The sequence below is a fragment of the Rhodococcus sp. FG69 genome, assembly GCF_057808915.1.
This window is the reverse complement of sequence record NZ_JBMDIX010000142.1, coordinates 1-329: the sequence shown is the minus strand read 5'-3', so window position 1 is coordinate 329 and position 329 is coordinate 1. Positions and strand designations below refer to the sequence as shown.

1 protein-coding gene is annotated in these 329 nt (G+C 59.0%); it reads right to left on the bottom strand.

Translation table 11 applies throughout. The annotated features are described in order from the left end of the window. A partial coding sequence (locus tag ACODSO_RS29355; protein WP_489040116.1) for a hypothetical protein occupies positions 1 to 238 on the bottom strand: 238 nt, incomplete at its 3' end. Between the last annotated feature and the right edge of the window lie 91 nt (positions 239 to 329).

Sequence of the window (329 nt, the reverse complement as noted above, 5' to 3'; positions counted from 1 at the left end):
CAACGGCCAGAGCCAGAGCCAAAACACATCCGTTCAGGTGGTGCGGCAATCCGCCGTTCTCGCTTCGGAAATCATGGGCCTGCCCGACCTGCAAGGCTTCTTGAAGATCCCCGGCGATGAAATCGCCCGCATCAAGGTTGAGTATGTCGCCATGCCCGACCAGAACCCCGCTTTTCAGTGACCAGGCAGGCGCGATTTTCGCGCCCGCGAAAATTTGACCGACAGGAGAAACGATCATGACAGACCACACCCCGCACCCACTCAGCGGCCACAATCGCCACGGCCTGAACAACATCAATGAAGGGCTTGCCAGCACCTTGGACGGCATC